Raw genomic sequence first — 23,022 nt, forward strand, 5'->3', positions numbered from 1 at the left:
TCGACCACCACCCATCTTCCTCTATTATTGAAGGTTTATTGTATATACTGGTTCGTATGAGGGGGATGCCCCAAGATGTGTCTGATAAAGGGCTATTTGGGAAGCTTGAAATGCTTTCGCTTCCGGATTTGCCAGCTGACGGGCCTCATTGATGGAAAAAGGGGTCTCACCCTCGAATTTCCTGGCCAGAGTAATATGCGGTTTGAACGGTTTTTTGTCCAATTCAAAACCTGCCTCTACGCATGATGCATAGATTTTCTTTTGGATGGAAGTCAGCCTTTCTTCCTGTTTGACGCCTGCCCACAAAATACGCGGGCTCTCTTTTTTACCAAAAACATCGATCCCCTCTACCTTGAGCTCAAACGACTGTTCATTGGCGAGTGCACGTTTTACTTTTTCCAGCGCTTCTTCTTTCATTGTATCTTCGGCATTTCCCAGAAATGCCATCGTAATATGATAATCGGCTGGATGTAACCATTTCTTAAATGGAAACTCCGATTTCACTTCATTTGTCTGGTTATGTAAATGATGCTTAATATCATCTGGCAGTACTAAAGCAAAGAAAAAATGAGTATTCATCGGACACTAACATCCCTTCCCGTTTTCTATATAATTTTACCATAATTCCCACGCAAAAACTTCCCAAGTAGCATCAAACGCGGAGCCCTTCTCAGTCTCCCCTTTTCCCCGTTATTCATGCCACCTTATGACTACAACAATTCGTATATCCATCGCTCTTCCATTAGGCTACCCCGCTTCTTACACCTTCCTTAGGAAAGGAAAGCAAAAGAGAAGGACCATCAGCTGGTCCTCCCCTTTGCTTTATCCGATTTTAATGGTATTACCCAAGTAGCGTCTCATATAGCAAAAACAGGTTCAGTCCGATAATGAGGACAGCGATGATCCAGGCACAGCCCGACGTCACTTTGTGATTGACTAGATTGCCCATGATTTTCTTATCACTTGTAAACCGTATGAGCGGAATGAGCGCAAATGCAATGCCAAACGATAGTACGACTTGACTCATTACGAGCGCTTTGGACGGATTCACTCCCATCAAAATGATCACTAATGGAGGAATCGTCGTGATCAGCCTTCTCAAATAGATGGGGATATGTTTTTTTATGAATCCCTGCATGACCACATCCCCTGTAAGCATACCGACGGAAGAGCTCGATAGACCGGCAAACAATAAGCCGATTCCAAAAAACATGGCAACAGATGGCCCTAACATCAAGGCAAATTGGTCATAGGCCACATCCAGATCTTCTACAAGCACCCCACCTTTATGGAACAATGCAGCCGATACGACAAGCATGGCAGCATTGATGGCACCCGCTATGAGCATGGCAATGGCGATATCAATAAACTCAAAACGAAAAATCCGTTTCCGTTCCATTTCGTCCTTCCCAACGATTCGTTTTTGCGTCAGAGAAGAATGTAGGTATATCGCATGTGGCATGACAGTCGCCCCAAGCATCCCAGCGGATAGCAAGATGCTATCGACTCCTTCGAACTTGGGTGTGAGAAGACCCATAAGGAGTGCTGAGGTGTCCGGTTTCGCATAAAAAACTTGAGCGCCAAAAGCAAGCACCACCACGAATATCATCCCTGTGATCAACGCTTCGAATGTACGGTATCCCCTGCGCTGAAACTCCAAAATGGCAAACGACCCGATTGCCGCAATAAGCGCGGAAGTGATAAGCGGAAGATCGAACAGTAAATAAATCCCGAGTGCCGCTCCGATAAACTCGGCTAAATCCGTCGCCATTATGACGATTTCGGCTTGAATCCATAAAAAGAACGAAGACTTTTTGGAAAATGTCTCACGGCATAGTTCAGGAAGGTTTTTCCCTGTTGCTATTCCTAATTTTGCAGACAAGGACTGTATCAAGACCGCCATTAAATTGGACGCAAGAATAACCCATAATAACGTATAGCCATATTTTGAACCCGCGGCAATGTTCGTTGCGTAATTCCCTGGATCAATGTAAGCAACGGCGGCTATAAAAGCTGGCCCTAAAAAGGGGAGCAGCTTTTTAAAGCCTCTCGTATCTCCATGTAAAGAAGACATGCACTCCAACTCCTTTTTATACGCGGCTTAAAAAGTTGCGCAAGGTAAACTTTTGATATGAAAAAGTATATGCCTGTAGTTTGAAAATGTCAAAATGGATGCTTACTAAAAAAGGACCGTATAGGGAACGGGTTCATGAGCATGTTGCGTTTCGAAAAATGTACACATAGAAATCCCCCTGCCTCCATTCAGACAGGGGGATTCGGAATCTATTCAGTTAAACTACCACATTGCCGCTCGATTTCCTGTGTAAATAACTTTTGTAGTTGGAGCGTGATACTTCCGACCTTTCCATCCCCAATCAATTGCCCATCGATTGCGGTGATTGGCGTGACTTCAACGCCTGTGCTTGTATACAGGACTTCATCCGCATCCATCATGTCCGAGAGGGTGAAAGGTTCTTCCACATAAGAAATGCCCTTATCGTTGCACAGCTTAAGTAGGATCTGGCGGGTAATCCCATTCAGGATCAGATTCGTCGCCGGGTGCGTCTTCAGCGTACCCTTCACGATGATCGCCACATTGGATGAACTTCCCTCCGTAACCGTTCCATCCCGATGTTGGATCGCTTCGTCACAGCCTGCTTCAACGGCTTGCTGCTTAGCCAATATATTACCTAGCAAATTCAAGCTCTTGATGTTGCAACGTAACCAACGGATATCCTCAACCGTGACAGCTTTGACCCCAGGCTTACTTCCTGTATATGGCATGTCCTTGGTATAAGCGACAAAAACAGGGTCTACTTCACCTATTGGAAAGGCGTGATTACGGGGCGAAGCGCCTCTCGTCAATTGCATGTAGACAATACCATATTCCAGATTCTCTGCAGTAATCAGTTCTTTTGTCCTTTCCTTGATCTCTGCCACTGTAAAAGGAACCTTCAGTTGAATCAGTTTCGCGCTGTCCATGAGTCGGTTTAGGTGCATGTCGGCTGCAAATAGTTTTCCGTTATAAACACGGATGACTTCATAAACACCATCACCGAACTGGTATCCTCGATCCTCGACATCTATCTGGATGGCAGACCGGTCTTTCAATTCACCGTTATAAATGATCTTCCCCATGTCTTACTCCTTCTTACCCTCTTATTTGGCTAGTTCATGAATGGCACGGGCATAAATGGCCGTTGCCTTCAGCATATCTTCTATATCGATATACTCATCCTTTTGGTGCGCGATATCCTCACTACCTGGGAATAGGGGGCCGAATGCGACGCCTTCCTTCAATGAGCGGGCATATGTTCCGCCACCGATGGAAAGGAGCTCCGCTTGTTCACCCGTTTCCGCTTCATACACTTCTTGGAGCGTCTTGATCAAGAAGCTATCACTGTTCACATAGTGAGGAGTCGAAAGCGAATTGGATTCCACACGTAGATTATATGTGGAAAGCTTTTGTTCTAACGCTTCTTTTTGCTTTTCCCATTCATATGTGACCGGGTAACGCATACTGAATCCGATGGAGCTATCGCCTTTTTTCGAATAATTGAATGTGCCGGCATTGATCGTCAATTCACCTGTTTGTTCATCCGTATAGGCGACACCCAACTTAGTGCCACGGGAATCTTCAAATAGATAATCCTTGATGAAAGTGAAATAGGATTTTGCATGGGGATCTAGTGATAAGTCCGCCAAGAACACAGCTAAATGCAGACCCGCATTGACTCCATTTTTCGGTTCCATCGCATGGGCTGAAACCCCATTCAGTTCTAGTAGGACTTGATTTTTTTGTGGCACAGCCTGTCCTTTCAGCGAATATCTTTGTAAATAGTTCTGGTAGCCTGCAACGATTTCAGCAGGGTTGCCCGCTTCCACAATGGCCGTTGCGAAATCGGGTACCATATTCGTTCTTCGGCCTGAAGAAAATTCCAAAACATTCACATCTGAATTCGTTCCGGGTCCTGCATCCGCTGGCTGAATGATGGAATAATCCCAGATTCCTTTTTCCGCACTGATGATAGGGAAATCTGCATCCGGGGCAAAGCCCATCGTCGGCATTTCCTCCACTTCGAAATAGCGATCGACACAACGCCAATCTGATTCCTCATCCGTACCAATGATCATTCGAACACGCTTGTTCAATGGCTTGCCAAGCTCCCGGACAAGTTTCATGGCATGATAAGCCGCCATCGTCGGACCTTTATCGTCGATTGCCCCACGCGCATAGATCCGCCCGTTGCGTATCTCGGCGCCAAATGGATCAGAGCTCCAGCCATCTCCTTCAGGAACTACATCGACATGACATAAAATCCCGATTAACTCCTCACCCTCGCCCATTTCAATATGCCCGGCAACATTATCGACATTTTTCACGGTAAATCCGTCTTTTTCCGCTAACTGGAGCATATAATCCAATGCTTCCTTGACTCCTTTGCCAAATGGAGCCTCCTCTGTTGCTTGGCTTTCATCCAATACACTCTTTATCTTCAATAGGTTCTGTGTATCGACCAAAAGGTCCATTTTTCTTTTTTCTACTTCTTCGCGCCAATTCAATTCACTCAAATCATGACAACTCCCTTTTTCATATATTTCTCATTTTATCACTATTTCTATATTTATCGCCAAGTGTTGAGACCATTCTTTCTTATTCCCGTAATTTGACGCTCATAAAACAGGTACATGATTCAATCACAATCCACTCATAAAAAATAGACCCGCTTCCACGAACAGAACGGATCTCCATCATATATAAAGGAACCAGTCTTTGCTGCCAGGCAAGCCCCATTATCCTTTAAGTCAAAACACCAATGAAATAGCCAACAGCAGTAAACACCAAGCACCAACTGAATGCCCCTACACCAGCAAAGATACAATATTTGCGTTTACCCATTCCATTCATTCCAGAAAAATAACTGGCAAAATGGCGGATTCCCGGAATGAAATAGGCGATGATAAGGGTCCACGGTCCGTATTTATTAAACCATCTCTCAAGACTCTCCAACCGTGTCGGAGTCATCCGAATCCACCTTCCATGTTTCCTTAGGAAAGGCTTGCCAATTTTTTTCCCGATGAAATAACTGACCAACATCCCCGAAACCGAACCTAGAAAGCTGACAAAGAATGCACCTTGTACATTCAAAACAGAAATAGAAGCCAAATAGCCGACAAACGTCATCATGAACTCATCGGGAACAGGCAACCCGATGATCCCTAATGCTAAAAGTCCATATATCGCAAAATAACCATAGTTTGAAATTAACTCTTTTACCATGTCCATTCTTCGTACTCCATCTCAGACACCCTATGTAAGAAGTAATCCAATTTCGGTACGGGTCTGGTTAACGTGATTACTTCTATCTTATAGAATAACCCAATTTAACCCAAATGAGTGGTTTTTCTAAAAAAAACTTCAAAATTCGCAGATAAATTTCCTTTTGGCGCTTATCCAGCCGAATTATTTTATAATGGAAGAAATAAGGAAAAGGGGTGTGAAGTTATGCTGATCAACAAAGTAAACCTCGCTTCAAATTCTCTAGCAAAAACAAAAGCTTTTTATCTGAACCGGCTTGGCGCCAAATTACTCGGGGAGACACCTAATAGCTTTTCAATAAAGATAGGGGCAAGTGAATTGATTTTCACTGAAGCCAAAAGCGGTAGCAAGCCATTCTATCATTTGGCCTTCAACATCCCTTCCAATCAATTCAAGGAGGCGAAGAAATGGATCACCGCACGCACTCCTTTAAATAGGGAAGAGGGGGTTGATGAAGTGTACTTCAAGAATATCCATGCCCATTCGCTTTATTTCACCGACCCTAGCCATAATGTTGTCGAGTTCATTGCAAGGCATTCCATCGCACCCGAGAGCAATGAGCCTTTTTCAATGAACTCTTTATTAAGCATCGGGGAGATCAATCTGACGACTCGGGATATCGAGGGGATTGGCCAACAGCTGATCAACAGGAATATCCCAATCCGGGATGGCGAATCCTTGAATCCCGATGGTCTTACATTCATGGGTAGCGACGGGGCATTTCTATTGTTGGGCAAACCAGGACGACGGTGGATTTTTTCAGAGCAATATGCCGAAATCCATCCTCTCATGATAGAAGTCGATTTCAAAACACGCATCATCCAAGATGGTGCAGGCGAAACGCGGATTTCTAAAGCATAACGAAAGAACGGACTCGATAGTCGAGTCCGTTCCTTTATTTCACGATTTTAAATTCCTTGATGGGCCAATATACCAAATTCGCCTTACCGACTATTTCCTCTACGGAAACGGGTCCGATTTCACGGCTGTCCAGACTATTCTGGCGGTTGTCCCCCATCACGAACAGGTGGTCATCCGGTACGGTCATGCTGCCTGACACTTCCTCAAGCTTGAAAGAACCAGTCAATGGCTCCCCGCCCATTTCTTCTTTATATTCTTCTAAATAGGGTTCATCATATTTCTTGCCATTAATATAAAGCGTGTCATCCTTATATTCAATATGATCACCCGGTAGGCCAATCACCCGTTTTATGTAATCTTTATCTTCCGTTGCATGGAAGACGACGATATCAAATCGGTCGATGCTACCAATACTCGTGCCAAACTTAGTGAGCACAATTCTTTCATGATCTTGTAAAGTCGGCATCATAGATTCCCCATCCACGACTATAGGGGCAAATATATATGTTCGAATCAGAAAAGCCAATACGACCGCAATCCCAATCGCTTTAACCCACGAAAAAACCTCTTTGCTTTTTTCCAATCGAAGTCCCTCTCTCTTGTGTTTTAGTCTAGTCATTATATCACAGTAAGAACATAATCACTTCATACAAATGCCCACATTTTCCCCTAACTTTGGCATATTATTGAATTATTCGTTATAGCGGTTGAATTATCCTTTCAGATGGTTGAATGTGGTTCAATTCCTCCGTTCAGTTTGGTACTTTATGCAACCTAGCAAGAAGCGCATTCGATAGAGTAAATCGAATGCGCTCCTTCATTTGATGTAAACCACTAGACATGGAGAATGATATTTAATACGGCTTATATTCCATCTCTTCATTATGGATTCTTTCTTTCCTTACCAGGCACATAATTCCCGGCACGATGAAGAAGATCAGGGGCCATATATGGAATAGGGTAAGAATGCCGATAATGATGAATACAATACCGGCCGCTTTCACTCTGCCTTTTTTCAAGAGAATGATGGCAATCAGTCCACCTAGCAGAGCAAACGCCAACGATACAATTCCTCCCCACAATAGTACGTGGAACAGTTGGAGTGTCATCTCCATTTCGGAAGCCGCCATCTCCACGTCGGAACCTAATGAATATTCAACCAGTTCCGTTAGGTCGACCGTGCTGGTGTAGACAGCCGTAATGATTCCCAAAGTTAAGGAAATGGTTGCGATGGATACACCAATAATGCTTAACACAAATTCACCGGTACGTTTCATCTATACTTCCCCCCAAGAAAAAGTTACTTAGGTACTCTACCCCATTCAGGGAGGAAGTAAAGATTGTATGTACTATTAAACGGGCACTCTTCACTTTTTGTCGTTATGGACGCGTTCTTCAAATTCTCCCGTCTTCTTTTCCACGCCGGAAACACCTTTCGTATGCATTTGAAAAAAACGAATGATTTTCACGATCATCACAACCAGTAATATAAGAAGTCCCAGGAAAAATAATTGCCACAATACATCACCAATAGTCCATTCCATATTAGGCTCCTCCCTGTCATCGATCGGCGGCTTACTGAATAAAAGATTTAGAAGACTAACGCTTTACGATAGATTTCATTTAACTCGTATAAAACTTCACCAGCTCGACCATCGCACTGCCCATCCGTTGATCTTCTGGATAAATGACCCGGTCAATCCCTGCCTCGATGATGACTTGCGCCGTCACTTTACCGACAGCCAGGGCCACGACATCCGTTGCAAAGCGGTCAATTAAGCGTTTTCCCACACCTAGTTCACGGGCAAATCTCATCAAATTTCGAGGCTGGGGCGCACTCGTGAACACAACGGCATCTATTTTCCCATCGAGGATTTCCCCAATTAAGAGATGCATCGTTTCGGTTTCCGGGGCAATATGTTCATAGGGCAATATCTCTTTATGTTCGACTTTTTGTTCATCCAACCAGTTCATCAAAAGCGGTGCCGGATCTCCATGCAGTTGCAAGGCGACTTTCACACCGCCGAGCAAATGTCCATCAAGATTGCGAACCAATCCTGCCGTACTGCCATCATCATCACGGACGTCAGGCTCCAGGCCAAGCTTCTTAAGCAGGTTTTTCGTTTTATACCCACGAACGGCAATCTTCATTTTTTGCAAAGCTTCTATAAAACGGTCCCCCGCTTCCATTCTTACAGCGGTATTATATAAGAGTTCCGTGCCCACTCCCGTCGTAAGAATGATCCAATCGAACTCTCCTTCTATTAAACGGGTAACATCCTCCTCCAGATGGGAATCATCCAGATATACCGTGCCTTGTGCTGACCGGACAAGCGGGACGCCCCCTAGATTATCAACGATTTTACTGAGTTCTTCCATTTTCCTTGCTCCCAAAAGAGCAACTGTCCTGCCGTTAAGCTTACTCATTCATGACCCTCCATATGTATGCTTCATCTATAGTCTTATCCCTATTATACAAATTTTCAGTCTATGAAACTATAAAAAAGAAGCTTCTTTCCGTATCCCGGGATCCTTTACATAAAAAAAGAGACTCAGAACATGTCCAAGTCTCCATTCGTAGCGTTTACTTTTCCGGTACGCTACAAGAACCATCCGTGCAAGCATCCCCTGTTTCATTCACCATTTGCAACGGGTTTTCCTCTGCCCATACCTTCCTCAATGTATCTAAAAACGCTTCGGCAGGCTGAGCTCCTGAGACGCCGTACTTTCGGTTGATCACATAGAATGGAACTCCCGTAATCCCAAGCAAACTTCCTTCTTGTTCGTTGCCCCTTACTTCCGCCGTGAAGGCTGTGCCCGCTAACATCTTTTCCACTTCAGACTGATCAAGACCGACTTCTTCTGCCAAATCCGCCAATGTGGCATGGTCGCCGATATGCTTGCCTTCCGTGAAGTATGCTTTGAACAGACGTTCATTCATTTCTTTCCCTTTTCCTTTTGATTCGGCAAAATGCATCAAGCGGTGAGCATCAAAGGAATTCGTCAAGACGACTTTGTCTAAATGATAGTCAAGCCCCAACTCTGCAGCTTGTTGGGTCATATTTTGGCTGTTGGCTTCCACCTGAGCCTGCGACATGCCGTATTTCTTCGCCAACATCTCACTTTGGCTCATATTGATATCCCGTTCCGCTTCCGGATTCAACTCAAAACTACGGAATTCAACCTCGACCTGATCCTTATTTTCAAATTGATTCAACGCATCCTCGAAACGACGCTTTCCAATATAACAAAACGGACATTGATAATCCGACCAAATTTCCACCTTCATGTTAAGACCCTCCTTGAATTAAATGCAATTACTTTAAGCACATTATATAGGGCAGAATATCCTTCTGCAAGGATATTAGCCTAGGTACGCACTTTCGGAAAAATCAATTTTGTCCATGAACTGTTCTAGCGTGTACCCTTTCAAGAGCTTCAGGGTTTCCTGTTCTGCCTCATTCATGATTTCTTCCAAAGCACGATCAAGCTGTTTCCCGACTTCCCCGCATTCACTCGTATCCAGGAAATCAAGACATTCCGGTCGCACTGCCAGATATACATCTGCCAAGGTCAGGATATCGGCGGGTACATGAAGACTATATCCACCTTCACGCCCTTCCTTGGTCTCGACGATTCCAGCTACCGCAAGCTGGGCCATCACCCTCCGTAAAAACGTAGCATGTGAATGGACCTTTGATGCAATCACGGAACTCGTCAGCAGCTTCCCACTTTGCGCCAGCCAAACCAGAGAGTGAATAGCAACGGCAAACCGAGCGGGACCGATTTGGTTATTTTTAGTACTTGATGACATCACTATTTCCTCCTATATCTTCTATGAACTACTGTGAGACTAGTATACTATGTTCCTATCTCCCGAACAAATGGCCTTTCTCTTCGATTTTCGCTCAAATAGTATGGTAAAATTATCAGAATAATGAATCTATACCAATAGGAGAGAGTAAATGAGGGATAAGTCTGGGTATCTGTTCGTCATCATGGGTGCCATGCTGTGGGGAACGACGGGTACCGCCCAATCATTCGCCCCGGATGGCGCCCATCCCTTTGCAATTGGTGCGGTCCGCCTCGCTTTCGGAGGAATTGTTCTCGTACTTATCGCTTTCTTGCAAAGGAAAGTAACGGTCCATAATTGGCCAGTAAAGGAAACACTCTTGGCCACGCTAGGCATGGCTTGTTATCAACCGCTTTTTTTCATGGGTGTCAGCCTCACCGGAATCGCCATTGGTACCATCATTACACTGAGCAGCGCTCCGATCATTGCCGGTTTCCTTGAATGGGTGATTGAAAAAAAACAACCTTCCATGATTTGGTGGTTGGCGACAGGTTTATCGATTGCGGGATGCTTACTTCTGTTTGCCAATGAAGGGCAAGGACCAATTGACCCAATCGGCATCCTACTTGCACTTGGTGCCGGGGCGTCCTTTAGCGTGTATACACTCGTAAGCAAGAAAATTCTGGGCAAACAGCCTCCAGAAGCAACGGCTGCGGTCATCTTTACTTTAAGCGCCTTGCTATTGTCGCCTATGCTATTCATCTTTGATAGTAGCTGGATCATAACCACTAATGGGTTGGCCATCAGCCTTCACCTTGGCCTTTTTGCGACAGCTTTGGCTTACTTGCTTTTTAACAAAGGTCTTCTATCCGTCCCATCATCAACTGCCGTATCGCTGTCATTGGCGGAACCATTGGTAGCGGCACTTCTTGGTGTCTTTCTTGTCGGCGAGAGCCTGAGCTTGTTGAACTGGTTTGGTGTTGGACTGCTTTTATGTGGAATTGTTTCACTGACCTTTTCACCGAAGGCACCTGCTCCAATCGAGAAGACTTCCCTATCATAAATAGAAAGAGCACCGCTTTCGGCGCTCTTTCTATTTATTTTTCACCATATAATACAAAAACCACACGGCATGGTTTTGCTCATCTGCGGCAGCACGACGAAATGCCTTTCTTACCGACCGGTCTGCTGCACCATCTGCTGTTTCCAAATAAAAATCCACGGTTTTCTGTTCATCCACAAGGGCAAACTCCAAGCCTGCTTTATATGAATCCGGGCATGTTTCCGTCACTTTCGGTGTTGGCTGGTATCCTGTCAGATTGATGTAGATTTGTGAAAACACCTGAAAATGTTTCATCTCATCTTCCCTGATCTCAAGGATTTGCTTCCGCTCTGTTTCGTTAGGAGCCATCCTAGCTAGTTTCTCGTAACACAAGATGGCGCTATACTCCCCATTAATCGCCTGTTCTAACTTGTGTATCAAGTCCTGCTGGCGATTCTCTTCCTGATCATTCGCTATATAATCATACATCTAAAAAGACCTCCCCATTCCATATACCCTTATCTTATGACAAGTGACGGAACATGTGCCTAGTATATTGACGACCAATCTCGCATTGAATCCTACAGATCCTACCGACCCGGTTTATTTTATGTTGCGTAAAAAATGAGTAGATACTTCGCTAAATATGTGTACGATTCGTGAGCCTTCCCTTTAAACAAAAACCATTTTCAATATTTGTACATATATTGTACAATGTTTGTATAGATATATTCATTTAGGGAGGTATCATATATACATGACATTGGATGAAGTCTTATATAAAGTATTCCTTTTTTGGTATGCCTGCGGAATCATCCTTCTTAGCTTTGATTGGATACCGCCGTGGCTAGAATGGGCCAATGCCATGTTTTTGGTGTTGGCCGGATTGTTAGGGGTGATCTTTTTCATCAAGAAGTTTAATTGGCAGTACGGGCTCTTGATTAGTAGTGTCATATTTTCGTCTTCCTTTCTTATTGAATACCTCGGCTCTGCCTACAGTATTTTGTTCGGACAATATGGCTACACAGAAAAATTCGCCCCCAATTTATTCGGAGTCCCCATTGCGATTGGGTTCGCATGGCTGATGGTGATGGGAACATCTCATGTATTGGCAAAAAAAATCGTTCCACATGGCGGGCTCTTATATGCCATTGTCGGAGGATGCATCGCGGTGGTCATCGATTTAATCATCGATCCGGTTTCCTATAAAGTGAAGCAATATTGGCTATGGGAAGAAACAGGCGTGTACTATGGGATCCCTTTTAGTAATTTTGTCGGCTGGTTTCTGGTCGCCTTTGTCCTTCATTTGTTTCTCTTGTTCATTCTCAAATGGAAGAAAGACACAAATCAAAATATAAGATGGGAAAAACGCATGGTTCTTTTATTTGCGCTAATGATTGGGATGTTCATCTTATTAGGTCTACTCGGAAAACTTTGGCTAGCAAGCTCGCTCACTGCTCTATTAGCCAGCTTCATCCTATTACTCGCCTTAAGAAGGAGGGAAGCAACATGATCCGTGCCAATAAAAACCGACTATTCCACTCCATGTTTTCCCTTTATCATCAACGTTTATTACGACGGTCCTTTGATCAAATCCATTTATATTCCAAAGGAACCCTTCCAACAACGCCGGCAATTTATATCGCGAATCATAGTTCTTGGTGGGACGGACTCATCTTTTTTCATCTAAGCCGAACCGTCCTTCCTGGAGACCTCTATATCATGATGCATGAATCAGGGTTAAAGCAGTATCCGTATTTTAAAAGATTAGGAGCCTTTTCCATAAATCGTAATCATCCAAAAGATATCCTGCAATCCCTCCAATATGCGCAACAGTTATTAGAAGGTGGAAAGAGTGTCTGGATGTTTCCACAAGGAGATGAATTTCATTTAGAAATGCGTCCGCTAGGCTTTCAACCAGGCGTTACATATGTATTGGAACACTGTCCACATACACCGGTCGTCCCGATTAGCTTTTATTATTCATTTGGCCAAAGGAAAAAGCCAGAAGTGTACATAGAAGCAGGAAATCCGCTATATCATCACGATTTACCCGGTAGGTCACGGAACGAAAAAACGACTGGACTGGAACAAGTTTGCACCGAGCAGTTGGATGAATTAAAGCAGCTTGTCGTAACAAAACAATTCAACAAGTTTTCGATTTTACTTTAGGGGAGTGTGCTACATGTTATTTTCTTTCATCATCTGCTTAACGATTTTCATCATCTGGACGATGCTGAATGCGCTATCCCTGCCTAGGCTGCCCAAACATGCAAACCTAGACAAGACACCGCTCGTTTCCATCATGGTTCCCATGAGAAATGAAGAACGGAATGCCGAATCCATGGTCCGGTGCTTACAGGCTTTGACCTATCCGAACATTGAATTCATTTTGTTGGACGATCAGTCCACTGATCAAACCTGTTCCATCCTGGAAAAGGCAACCGAAGGCGACAGCCGGTTTCGCATCCTTTCCGGGGAAAAGCTGCCTGAACAATGGGTAGGCAAGGTCCATGCATGTCATCAACTGCAACAAGAGGCGAACGGGGCATACTTCCTTTTTATCGATGCGGATGTGCGTTTGAAACCCCATTGTCTCGAAAAATCACTCTCACTAATGAAAACAAGCCGGGCGCACCTGTTAACTGGGTTCTCCGCGTTTGAAGTCCCATCTTTTCTAAGTAAGCTCCTTGTCCCCATGCAACACTTTGTCGTCCTGTTCCATTTGCCGATCATGTTTGCCAACCGGACGAATATCCTAGCTACGACCGCTGCACATGGAGGGTTTATGCTATTTGAACGAATGGCTTATATGAAGATGGGCGGCCACGAGACGGTACGATTCTCATTGGTCGAGGATGTCCATATTGCACGTAAGATGAAAGAGCAAGGATTTAAGGTAATGCTTGCGAACATCACCGATGAAGTGTCCTGCCGGATGTATGAGACGAACCAGGAAGTATGGGATGGGTTTTTAAAAAACATTTACAATGGCCTAGGCCGTTCTTTTCCTCTGGTCGTATTATTGACGGTTTTTTATAGTTTCTTTTACATAGGCCCCCTTCTCTTGCTTGCATACGGGCTTATCGAGTTCCAGCCGGTTTGTTTCATTCCATATCTCCTCATTACATGCCAGCGTTACATTGTGGACCGTGTGACGAACCAAGGAGGGTATCTATCATTTTTGATGCCGTTATCCGCGGCTTCATTCATCGGCATCATGCATGCATCCATGTGGAAATCATGGTCCAGACAATCTTATGAATGGAAAGGACGGCACTATTCATGAAAAAAGTGATCATCATCGGGGGCGGTCTCGGCGGTCTATCGTCGGCCATCACCCTAGCACATGCAGGATTCCACGTCGAACTCTACGAAAAGAATCGTCATTTCGGCGGGAAAATGATGCCAATTCAACTTGGTGATTACTCGTTTGATTTCGGTCCCAATACCATCACGATGCCTTCGGTGTTTAAACAGGTGATCGAACAAACGGGAGAACGGGCCGATGATTATTTCGAGATGATCAAACTGGAGAATCATACACGCAACATCTTTCCGGATGGAACCCATTTCGACTTTTCCAGCAATCAGCAAACCGTCCTTTCTCAACTTCAGAAAGTTGATCCTGCCGGGGCTCGCCATTACGATTCTTTCATTAAGGAAATCACCAGGTTATTCAAGCTCTCGGAACGATATTTCCTCCCCAGAACGTTTCGTTCATGGCGTGATTATGCTTCGCCTTCATTGGGGGCGGCGATGATGCGCGTACGCCCCTTGCAAACATTGGATTCCTTTTTCCGTTCTTACTTTTCCAATCCTCGCATCATCGAAGCCTATAATCGATATGCCACATACATCGGCTCTTCCCCATTCCAAGCACCCGCCACGTTTGCGATGATTTCCTATTTGGAAATGGTCGAAGGGGTGTACTATGTAAAAGGGGGCAATGTGAAAATCGCGGAAGCCTTTGCTTCGCTTGCCAAGAAGATGGGTGTCAGCCTTCATAGTGAATCGCAAGTAAAGAAGATGCTCGTGGCCGACAATAAAGCAACCGGAGTCGAGTTACAAAACGGGGAAAAGGTGATGGCTGACCATGTGATTATGAACGCCGATTTATTGAAAGCCTATCCTGACCTAGTTGCTGAAAAGGACCGTCCTTCTTTTAAAAACGATAAGGTGGATAAAATCGACCCCTCCATTTCGGCATTCGTTATACTGGCCGGGATCAACAAACGTTTTACCCAATTGAAGCATCATACCGTTTATTTTTCCGATGATTATCAACAAGAGTTCAATGACCTCTTCGTCAACAAAAAATACAGTGCCAAGCCGACCATCTACATTTGCAATTCGTCCCATACGGATCCTGGCCGCTCGCCAAAAGGGGATAACTTATTCATCCTGGTTAATGCCCCCGCCCTGCCTCCGAATGGAAAATTGCAAATAGAACCGGATGCCTATAAGAAATTGATCTTTGAAACGTTATCTTCCCATGGCCTCGATCTCACTCAACATATCGTGGAAGAAAAAATCATAACCCCTTCCGATATCGCCGCGCAATTCGGGGCCCATCGCGGGGCCTTATACGGAGTCTCTGCCAACCGAAAAAAAGACGCATTCCTGCGCCCCCAAAATACCAGTAAAGATATCAAAAACCTGTACTTTGTCGGTGGTAGCACTCACCCTGGCGGCGGTTCACCGATGGTAACGATTAGCGGTCTAAACGTAGCCCGCTCTATCATAAAAATGGGACAATAAAACAAAGTCGATTAAAACGGAAGGTGCGAGACTCCTGCGGGAAACGCGTGTCTTCGGGAGACCCCACAGGCGTAAGCCGAGGAGGCTCACGGACCGCCCGCGGAAAGCGAGTGCCTGGAGTGAAAATCACCCTCCATAATATAGACAGTATCTATTTTTATCCGAGTGTGTCTACATACTGAAACAGGTCACTTCGCACAGGAAGTGACCTGTTTTTCTACATATTGACGAGTATCCGTTGCTTCATCTGATCGGTCACAAAATGCTTTTTATGAAAAACATGATACTTCTTCGAACGGACGGCCGTTAAAATCTCACGGTATAAATAGGCGGCACTTTTGACTGGTATCCTTGAATAGATTGGATATTCATTCAAGGTTTGAAAAGCTTCTTGGTAAAACCCTTCAGCCTCTTTCGCTAGATGCTCCCACACTTCCACAAAAGGGACATCCACCTTTCCAGACCATAGCGACTTTTCCGTCAAACCATGGGCCTTCATCACATCATGAGGCAAATAAATTCGATCACGACCCAAATCCTCTCCTATGTCACGCAGTATATTGGTCACCTGCATGGCCAAACCCAATGCAATGGCGCCGTCCTTTAAAGCAGCCACTTTCTTCGGTGCAAGGATCGGCAGGAGCATCAGACCCACTGTACTCGCTACATGATAACAATAGTTCAAGAGTTGATTCACCGTCTCATAGCGATTGATCGTGATATCCATTTCCTGGCCTTTGATCATTTCACGGAAATGCTGTTCATCCATCTCATAGCGTCGAAACACATCATGAAGAGCCACCCACATGGGGTTGGATGCATCGTATACTCCACTTAGGAAATGCTCGAACTCACTCGTGAAAACGGCAAGTTCAGTTGCAGGGTTCTCCCCCTCATCGACAATATCATCGACCGTCCGGCAGAAAGCATAAACGGCGTATACCGCTTGTCGCTCATCCCTCGGCAGAATGGAAAAGGCTTTATAAAAGGTTTTGGAATGGTGGGCAATCACCTTTTCGCAATTCCGGTACGCCTCTTTCACATCATACATGGACACTCACTCCTTTCAGGGCTTGATCACGCTGGATTTGATCCGCAAGTAATTTTGCTCCTTGCATAACAAGCGGAATGCCGCCGCCTGGATGAACCGATGCTCCCACTGCGTACAGATTATCAATAGGATACGGTTTCACCTGCGGCCGGAAGACGCCAGATTGCAATAAGGTTGGTGCGACACCGAAGCTTCCGCCTCGATACAAGCCAAATTTCTCGGCATCCGTCGGTGTCCGTATTTCCATCCATTCAATGGCTTCGCGCAATCCTGGGAAAGATGATTTCTCCATACGGTTGATTATTCCATTTATCCATTCCGTTTCGTTGGACCAATCAATATCCGACTCGGACGGTACTGGAACCAGCGTGTACATCACACCTTTACCGGCCGGGGCCAGGCTATCATCGATGATGGATGGATGAAAGGCATATATGGAAGGGTTCACTGGAAGCTTTTTCCTGTCGAATACATCTTTCATATGCTCAGAAAAATTATCCCCCATGAAATACTGATGCACATTCGCTTCTTTGTATATGCGATTTAAACCGAAATACAGGAGAAGGCAGCCTGAAGATGGGGTGAATGTCCTTTTCTCTTTTCGTCCCAATACATGCTTGATATTTGGGAAATCCCCGTTAAACACGACAGAATCATAAGGGATGAATCCACCCTTCGTCTCAACCCCGGTTACTTTCTGGTGTTCCGTAGGGATATTCTCCACCCTGCTATTCAGGTGTATTGTCACATTGCGTCGTTTCAGTTCGTTTTCAAGGACGGGGATGAGGCTTGCGTACCCACCTTTTAGATAGTGGACTCCCTGCTCATGCTCAGCGAATGAAACTAACGAGTACATCGCGGGAACTTGAAAGGGATTACCGCCAACATATAAAGATTGAAGTGCATAGACCGATTGTAGCCTTTCATCTTTAAAGTATTGAGACATCAATTTCTGTACCGATTGATAGGGTTTTAGCTTCATCAATGTTTTGAGCTTGCTTGGTGTCCAAAAATCTTTGGGATTCACAAAGGATTCTTCCAAGAATGATTTTTTCCCCAACTCAAGTCGATAGCTTCCCTCTTTCATAAAACGCTTGAAACCCTCTACTTCTGAAGGAAAGACCCTTCTGAATTCCTCCACTTGCCGCTCAAAGTCCGGATATTTCGTGAATGACACTCCATCGGGAAATTGGATTGAATAGAGGGGATCACATAGGAGGAGTTCATAGATTTTCCGGTCGATGCCCGCTTCATCTAAAAGGTGTTGAAACATCTCAGGTAACAGGACGATGGTCGGACCTTGGTCAATCCGAAAACCATCTCTTTCGACAAAATTCAGCCTCCCTCCAAGCTGCGCCTCTTTTTCATAAATCGTTACATCGATCCCCTGCTTCGATAAAAACAAGGCACCCATCAACCCTCCGACACCGCCACCAATAATCGCTGTCTTCATCAAAATCCCTCCACGACGGGAAGCGGTGATACAGGAATGATGTCCCGCTTATCCTGTTCCAATATGCCATTCGCCGTAATGCGTGCAGATTCCAGGATGGTCGGGAGCCCGCTTCCAGGATGCGTTCCACCACCAACGAGCCAGCAATGCTTGAGCTCTTCGAATTGGTTATGCGGTCTAAATACCATCATTTGTGAAAGCTGATGCCCAAGGTTGAAGGTCGCCCCTTTATAGACCAATTTGTCTTCTTCCCAATTACGGGGCGTGATCATTTTTTCAACTTCAATATACTGCTCCAGGTTTTTGAATCCCGTCTTCTCTTCGACCGTCTTTAAAATGAGTGCCCGGAATGCTTCTTGCTCTTCTTCCCAGTCAATCCCGCTAAAATTATTCGGCACAGGTGCCAAGATATACAGGGTGGACTTTCCTTCGGGAGCTAACGTTGGATCGGTGACACTCGCATTTTGAATATAGATCGAAGAATCTTCAGAAAGGATCTTCAAGTTCGTTATTTCCTCCACATTCTTTTGATAATCTTTCGAGAAAACGATGGTATGATGCGGCAAGTCGAACTTCTTATTCAACCCTAGATATAACATGAATGTGGAACAAGAATATTTCTTCTTCGCCAACTTTTCAGGTGTATATTTCTTTAACTGGCCTTTACTGACCAAGTGGGTCATGACGTGGGCAAAATCACCATTGATGATGACTTCATCCGCCTCCACCCTTTCTCCGTTTTCAAGGTCAACGCCTTTCACCGTTTTCCCCTCAATCCAAAGGCTTTTCACCCCGCTATTCGTATGGATTTTCCCACCATGCTCACGAACGACCTTCGCCATCGATTTAGATAACTCGTTCACGCCGCCAATCGGATGGAAGACACCATAAGCATGTTCCATATAAGAAAGGATCGAAAAGGCACCTGGACATTCCCACGGTGACATGCCTAAATATTTAGACTGAAACGTGAACGCGAGCTTCAATTCATCCACGGTAAAATAACGGGACAAGACATCATATAACGTCTTATTCAATTCAAGTTCAGGAAGCGCACGAAGAACTTTCGGCTGAAAATAGTGCATGAACCGATCCATCTTGGATTGCAAAATGGGTGAGAGGGCCTCCATTTTCTTTGCCGTTTCCTTCAAGAACCTTTCATATCCCTCGCCATTGCCTGGATACACCGACTCGATTTGCCGTTTCATCTGCTCTGTATCACGGGTCATGAGCAGTTTCCGATTCTCAAAAATCAGTTCATACATTGGATTGAGTTCCACTGCGTTCAAATAGGCATGCAAATTTCTCCCAGCGGCCGTAAATAATTCTTCGACAATATGAACCATCGATAAAAATGTCGGTCCCATATCAAACTTATAATCTCCCAACCTCACTTCGGCATTTCGACCACCGATATAGGATTGCTTTTCATATACGTTAACCTGATAACCTTTACTTGCTAGAATCATGGCTGCAGCAAGCCCTCCCGGACCTGCCCCCACAATCGCCATACGCTTTTTCATTCGGATACCTCCACTCTGCACAAATGTTATACAAACATTATACAACGGTTATATATCAAATACTACAATTTTTATTTAACCGAGAAGGTCCTCTGGATAAAAAACGCTTCGGAATGCTGGTATAAAGGCACTTTTCAAGATTATTTTTCTATAAAATTAGCTTTTTCATCCCTTTTCCCATCGAATACCCGGACTATCATTAGCTGTACAAATGTTAAACGCTTTTATATATAAAAATGAAAAAGACAGAAACGTTGACTCACCAACGTCTCTGCCTCACGACACCCTCCCACTCTAATCAACCAGCACCATCTGGTTTCTTGGAAAGACCAGAACGATTTCTTGACCTACATGATATGGTTCTGTCATCTCCCCATTCACGATAAAATCCCCGAATGGTGTCCCCACACTATATTGATAACTTCTTCCTAGATATGTACGAACCTTAATTCTTCCCGGTAAACAATTATGTTGCAGATTTCCCGAAGGACTTTTTGCTTGCATCATTAAAGCATCCGGCCTGATTGTACTTGTTTTCCCAGTCAAGTTAGACATATGCGCATCCTTTTGGAGAACAAATACGTACCCTGATTTAATCAGTACGATATGGTCTCCGTCATCATGCCGCTCATCGAAGGAAATGAAATTCTTATACCCGATAAAGTCTGCGACAAATTTGGTTCGAGGATAATTGTAAATCGCCGCCGGACTATTAAACTGCTCGATGGCACCTTGATTCATGATCGCCACCTGATCGGATATCGCTAAACATTCTTCCTGATCATGAGATACGTACACCGTGGTAATCCCTAACTTTTGTTGAATCCGCCGTATTTCCGTCCTCATGTTCACCCGTAAGTTTGCATCGAGGTTACTCAATGGTTCGTCAAATAAAAGGATTTCCGGTTCGATGACGATGGCCCTTGCAATCGCAATACGTTGCTTTTGTCCACCGGAAAGCTCATGCGGATACCTCATTTCAAACCCTGACATATTTACGATTTCCAGCACATCCATGACACGTTTTTCTATCTCCATCTTGGAACATTTCCTAAGCCTCAGTCCGAATGCAATATTATGAAAGATCGTCATATGCGGAAATAAGACATAGTTCTGAAACACAAAGCCAACATTCCGCTTCGTAACAGGGACTTTCGTATAATCTTTCTCGTTATATAGAATCTTCCCTTCACTAGCTTGTACAAGCCCCGCAATTAAACGCAATGTCGTTGTCTTCCCACATCCACTTGGACCCAGTAGGGAAACCAGCTGTCCTTCTTCAACTTCAAGTGTGAGATCTTTTAAAACCCTTTGTTTGTTATATGCTACCGCTATCTCTTGCAAAGCAAGTAAAGCCATTAGCTCTTCTCCTTTTTTATCGTTACCCGAAATTAAACTATCATTCCGAACGTAACAACCATCCGACTATGTAGTAGTATGGACTTTTTTAATGAAACACATGTAAAAAAAACCCATTTTACACTAACCACTTATTCGATTAGTGATTGTGACCAATAATAAAAAGAAATTTCAGACAATTCACCTAAAGAATTTCCGATGAATCCATGATAATCTAATAGTATGTTATATAAACTTACATGAAAAGTTACTTAACAAAACATATATTGATAAAAATCGTCCATGAAAGGAATGAATTGATCATGAGCATAGAAACATTAACCAAACAGGTTAGAACTGATTTGTCCTACCTTTCGATCGGTAGCAACGATCGGGTGGATCCATCCAAGCAACCGGCAGGACATATCTATGATGCAATCATTGTCGGGGGCGGACAAAGTGGGTTAGGTACGGCTTTTGGACTTTTCCGTGAGAAAATATCCAACATCCTTGTCATCGATGAAAATGGCGAAGGGTTGGAAGGGCCCTGGAGAACCTATGCTCGCATGGTGACATTGCGGACACCCAAGCATTTGACGACCATCGATCTTGGCATCCCTTCCTTGACGTTCCGCGCATGGTGGGAAGCGCAATTCGGTCAAGAAAGCTGGGAAGCGATGGATAAGATACCCCGACAGGAATGGATGAATTATCTTCAGTGGTATCGGGAAGTCCTCAACCTGCCTGTCATCAATAAGGTGAAATTAAAGCTAGTCGAGCCTACCGAAGAAGGAATCCATAAATTGCATATCGAAGGCCAAGGAGCCCACACGCCCCTACTGCTTGCTCGCAAGGTCATTTTAGCCACCGGGATTCAAGGTGGGGGCGAATGGCATATTCCACCCATGATAACAGAGAACTTGCCTCGCCACCTCTATGCACATACCTCGGAACCGATTGACTTTTCCACCCTCAAAGGGAAAAGGGTCGCTATTTTGGGCGGCGGAGCCTCTGCTTTTGATAATGCCCATTTCGCCCTCTCTGAAGGCGTCGCAAAAGCCCATGTCTTCATCAGGCGCAAAGAGATTCCCCGCATCAATCCGATCCGGCATATGGAGGCTTCCGGCATAATCGAGCGTTTCCATACCCTACCGGATGCTGATAAGTATGCCGTGATGAGCCATTTCTTTAAGCATAATCAACCACCGACCACAGATATGTTTCAACGTGCCTCCTCATGGCCCGGATTCGACATGCACCTGGGCTCCCCATGGCTTCAAGTAAAGAACGTAAATGATCAAGCTGTCGTGACAACGCCTAAGGGAACATTCACTTTTGATTTCTTGATCATCAGTACCGGCCTTGTCACGGATCCTTCTTTACGGCCTGAATTACGGCTTGTGGAAAAGCACATTGTCCGCTGGAGCGACCGCTATCACGCCCCGGAAAATCTGGCTAATCCTACGATTGATGCACATCCTTACTTAAGCCCCGGCTTTGCTTTCCAAAGCCGTGATGATAAAGGAAAAGGGCGACTGCACGGAATTTTCGCCTTTAACTATTCCGCCTTGATCAGTTGCGGCATTTCAGCTTCAGCACTTTCGGGATTGAAGTTCAGCATACCAAAACTCGTAGCGGCGGTAGCTGAACAGCTCTTCACCGACAATCGAACAGACATCCTCACAACATTCTTTGACTATGACCAAGTAGAATTCACCGAAGAATGGCCAAGAAAAGAACAAAGGACGGACTCCACACCCCAATCGTTCATACACTCGATACCCAGTTGACGATTTGGATAGCCCACCTAATATTCTCAAATAAATGGCTTGCTGGCACATCTAAGGCAGCAAGCCTTTTATCATCCTGGAGAAAAAGCC

23 protein-coding genes are annotated in these 23,022 nt (G+C 44.7%); 7 read left to right on the plus strand and 16 right to left on the minus strand.

The annotated features are described in order from the left end of the window. Positions 1-24: 24 nt before the first annotated feature. The 5 genes from thpR to ACIQXQ_RS12535 form a co-directional block, all read right to left on the minus strand. A complete protein-coding gene (gene thpR / locus ACIQXQ_RS12515; protein ID WP_402957783.1) occupies positions 25-579 on the minus strand; it encodes an RNA 2',3'-cyclic phosphodiesterase in 555 nt (184 codons plus the stop codon). A 262-nt stretch (positions 580-841) separates the two neighbouring features. Next, positions 842-2,074 (minus strand): Nramp family divalent metal transporter, encoded by a 1,233-nt coding sequence (locus tag ACIQXQ_RS12520; protein ID WP_402957785.1) that lies wholly within the window; start codon positions 2,072-2,074, stop codon positions 842-844. Between the two features lie 209 nt (positions 2,075-2,283). Then, positions 2,284-3,138 carry a D-amino-acid transaminase gene (gene dat / locus ACIQXQ_RS12525; protein ID WP_402957787.1) on the minus strand — a complete coding sequence of 285 codons (855 nt, stop codon included), beginning with the start codon at positions 3,136-3,138 and terminating at the stop codon, positions 2,284-2,286. Between the two features lie 21 nt (positions 3,139-3,159). Continuing rightward, on the minus strand, positions 3,160-4,572 hold the full coding sequence (pepV, locus tag ACIQXQ_RS12530; RefSeq protein WP_402957789.1) for a dipeptidase PepV: 1,413 nt from the start codon (positions 4,570-4,572) through the stop codon (positions 3,160-3,162). Between the two features lie 229 nt (positions 4,573-4,801). Then, positions 4,802-5,287: a DedA family protein gene (locus tag ACIQXQ_RS12535; RefSeq protein ID WP_402874802.1), complete on the minus strand. Its 486-nt coding sequence runs from the start codon at positions 5,285-5,287 to the stop codon at positions 4,802-4,804. 219 nt (positions 5,288-5,506) lie between these two features. On the opposite strand from ACIQXQ_RS12535, the gene ACIQXQ_RS12540 reads away from it, so the two are divergent. Continuing rightward, positions 5,507-6,181 carry a VOC family protein gene (locus ACIQXQ_RS12540; protein ID WP_402957791.1) on the plus strand — a complete coding sequence of 225 codons (675 nt, stop codon included), beginning with the start codon at positions 5,507-5,509 and terminating at the stop codon, positions 6,179-6,181. Positions 6,182-6,215: 34 nt separating this feature from the next. Here the strand turns inward: ACIQXQ_RS12540 and lepB are convergent, their stop codons facing one another. From lepB to ACIQXQ_RS12570, 6 genes are all read right to left on the minus strand, one after another. Beyond that, positions 6,216-6,764 (minus strand): signal peptidase I, encoded by a 549-nt coding sequence (gene lepB, locus ACIQXQ_RS12545; RefSeq protein ID WP_402957793.1) that lies wholly within the window; start codon positions 6,762-6,764, stop codon positions 6,216-6,218. Positions 6,765-7,035: 271 nt separating this feature from the next. Next, positions 7,036-7,458, minus strand: coding sequence for a DUF4064 domain-containing protein (locus tag ACIQXQ_RS12550; protein ID WP_402957795.1), 423 nt, complete (start codon positions 7,456-7,458; stop codon positions 7,036-7,038). Between the two features lie 90 nt (positions 7,459-7,548). After that, complete coding sequence (locus ACIQXQ_RS12555) at positions 7,549-7,725, minus strand: hypothetical protein (protein ID WP_402957797.1); 177 nt, start codon at positions 7,723-7,725, stop codon at positions 7,549-7,551. A 79-nt stretch (positions 7,726-7,804) separates the two neighbouring features. Then, positions 7,805-8,608 carry a uroporphyrinogen-III synthase gene (locus tag ACIQXQ_RS12560; protein ID WP_402957799.1) on the minus strand — a complete coding sequence of 268 codons (804 nt, stop codon included), beginning with the start codon at positions 8,606-8,608 and terminating at the stop codon, positions 7,805-7,807. A 157-nt stretch (positions 8,609-8,765) separates the two neighbouring features. Then, positions 8,766-9,470: a DsbA family oxidoreductase gene (locus ACIQXQ_RS12565; protein ID WP_402874783.1), complete on the minus strand. Its 705-nt coding sequence runs from the start codon at positions 9,468-9,470 to the stop codon at positions 8,766-8,768. A 75-nt stretch (positions 9,471-9,545) separates the two neighbouring features. Continuing rightward, a complete protein-coding gene (locus ACIQXQ_RS12570; protein WP_402957801.1) occupies positions 9,546-9,995 on the minus strand; it encodes an RrF2 family transcriptional regulator in 450 nt (149 codons plus the stop codon). Between the two features lie 151 nt (positions 9,996-10,146). On the opposite strand from ACIQXQ_RS12570, the gene ACIQXQ_RS12575 reads away from it, so the two are divergent. After that, on the plus strand, positions 10,147-11,037 hold the full coding sequence (locus tag ACIQXQ_RS12575; RefSeq protein WP_402957803.1) for a DMT family transporter: 891 nt from the start codon (positions 10,147-10,149) through the stop codon (positions 11,035-11,037). 30 nt (positions 11,038-11,067) lie between these two features. Here the strand turns inward: ACIQXQ_RS12575 and ACIQXQ_RS12580 are convergent, their stop codons facing one another. Beyond that, positions 11,068-11,505, minus strand: a complete 438-nt coding sequence (locus tag ACIQXQ_RS12580; RefSeq protein WP_402957805.1) for a ferritin-like domain-containing protein — start codon at positions 11,503-11,505, stop codon at positions 11,068-11,070. Between the two features lie 268 nt (positions 11,506-11,773). Between ACIQXQ_RS12580 and ACIQXQ_RS12585 the strand changes: the two genes are divergently transcribed. Genes ACIQXQ_RS12585 through ACIQXQ_RS12600 form a run of 4 tightly spaced genes read left to right on the plus strand, consistent with a single transcriptional unit; the run spans position 11,774 to position 15,777 of the window. Beyond that, on the plus strand, positions 11,774-12,529 hold the full coding sequence (locus ACIQXQ_RS12585) for a carotenoid biosynthesis protein (RefSeq protein ID WP_402874774.1): 756 nt from the start codon (positions 11,774-11,776) through the stop codon (positions 12,527-12,529). Further along, the gene (locus ACIQXQ_RS12590; RefSeq protein ID WP_402957807.1) at positions 12,526-13,188 is read left to right on the plus strand and encodes a lysophospholipid acyltransferase family protein; all 663 of its coding nucleotides are present in this window, start codon (positions 12,526-12,528) and stop codon (positions 13,186-13,188) included. Before ACIQXQ_RS12585 ends, ACIQXQ_RS12590 begins: the two co-directional genes overlap by 4 nt. A gap of 13 nt (positions 13,189-13,201) precedes the next feature. After that, the gene (locus tag ACIQXQ_RS12595) at positions 13,202-14,305 is read left to right on the plus strand and encodes a glycosyltransferase family 2 protein (protein WP_402957809.1); all 1,104 of its coding nucleotides are present in this window, start codon (positions 13,202-13,204) and stop codon (positions 14,303-14,305) included. Further along, a complete protein-coding gene (locus ACIQXQ_RS12600; protein ID WP_402957811.1) occupies positions 14,302-15,777 on the plus strand; it encodes a phytoene desaturase family protein in 1,476 nt (491 codons plus the stop codon). The genes ACIQXQ_RS12595 and ACIQXQ_RS12600 overlap by 4 nt, the downstream gene beginning before the upstream one ends. A 217-nt stretch (positions 15,778-15,994) precedes the next feature. Here ACIQXQ_RS12600 and ACIQXQ_RS12605 read toward each other — a convergent pair whose 3' ends face one another. From ACIQXQ_RS12605 to ACIQXQ_RS12620, 4 genes are all read right to left on the minus strand, one after another. Next, a complete protein-coding gene (locus ACIQXQ_RS12605; RefSeq protein ID WP_402874761.1) occupies positions 15,995-16,828 on the minus strand; it encodes a phytoene/squalene synthase family protein in 834 nt (277 codons plus the stop codon). After that, the gene (locus tag ACIQXQ_RS12610) at positions 16,821-18,281 is read right to left on the minus strand and encodes a phytoene desaturase family protein (RefSeq protein WP_402957812.1); all 1,461 of its coding nucleotides are present in this window, start codon (positions 18,279-18,281) and stop codon (positions 16,821-16,823) included. The genes ACIQXQ_RS12605 and ACIQXQ_RS12610 overlap by 8 nt, the downstream gene beginning before the upstream one ends. Continuing rightward, positions 18,281-19,804 carry a phytoene desaturase family protein gene (locus tag ACIQXQ_RS12615; protein ID WP_402957813.1) on the minus strand — a complete coding sequence of 508 codons (1,524 nt, stop codon included), beginning with the start codon at positions 19,802-19,804 and terminating at the stop codon, positions 18,281-18,283. The genes ACIQXQ_RS12610 and ACIQXQ_RS12615 overlap by 1 nt, the downstream gene beginning before the upstream one ends. Positions 19,805-20,098: 294 nt before the next feature. Further along, the gene (locus ACIQXQ_RS12620; RefSeq protein WP_402957815.1) at positions 20,099-21,163 is read right to left on the minus strand and encodes an ABC transporter ATP-binding protein; all 1,065 of its coding nucleotides are present in this window, start codon (positions 21,161-21,163) and stop codon (positions 20,099-20,101) included. Between the two features lie 302 nt (positions 21,164-21,465). Between ACIQXQ_RS12620 and ACIQXQ_RS12625 the strand changes: the two genes are divergently transcribed. Continuing rightward, positions 21,466-22,932, plus strand: a complete 1,467-nt coding sequence (locus ACIQXQ_RS12625) for an NAD(P)-binding domain-containing protein (protein ID WP_402957817.1) — start codon at positions 21,466-21,468, stop codon at positions 22,930-22,932. Positions 22,933-23,022: the final 90 nt, after the last annotated feature.

The organism is Peribacillus sp. NPDC097198 (assembly GCF_044762055.1).
Lineage (GTDB): Bacteria > Bacillota > Bacilli > Bacillales > DSM-1321 > Peribacillus.